The following is a 249-nucleotide window of genomic DNA, read 5'->3' on the forward strand; positions in this document are numbered from 1 at the left end:
ATTATTGTATTATATGTCTTTTTAGGATTAGCAGCACCACTTGTGACATTTTATGATCCTAACCATATCGATACAGCAAACAAATTTGCTGGCATGAGTTTTCAACATCTACTAGGTACTGACCATTATCATTGGTATAGACATACAAAAGATTGATACCGCAACTTGTAAAGCATTACGCAACACATGCAACATTAATGTGATAGATTTCACACCGCTTGCTCTTAAATAAAGTACATAATCTTCATT

The 249-nt window shown here is 33.3% G+C and carries 2 pseudogenes; one reads left to right on the top strand and one right to left on the bottom strand.

The window, feature by feature from the left end:
- Positions 1-126: pseudogene (locus IDG64_RS14695) on the top strand (staphylopine uptake ABC transporter permease subunit CntC); the annotation flags it as partial.
- On the opposite strand, the pseudogene IDG64_RS15680 reads toward IDG64_RS14695, so the two are convergent.
- Positions 124-249, bottom strand: a pseudogene (locus IDG64_RS15680) (nickel ABC transporter permease subunit NikB); the annotation flags it as partial. The pseudogenes IDG64_RS14695 and IDG64_RS15680 sit on opposite strands and share 3 nt — an antisense overlap.

Origin of the sequence: Staphylococcus sp. EG-SA-15 (assembly GCF_017151895.1) — a bacterium.
In the GTDB taxonomy this organism is placed as follows: domain Bacteria; phylum Bacillota; class Bacilli; order Staphylococcales; family Staphylococcaceae; genus Staphylococcus; species Staphylococcus aureus.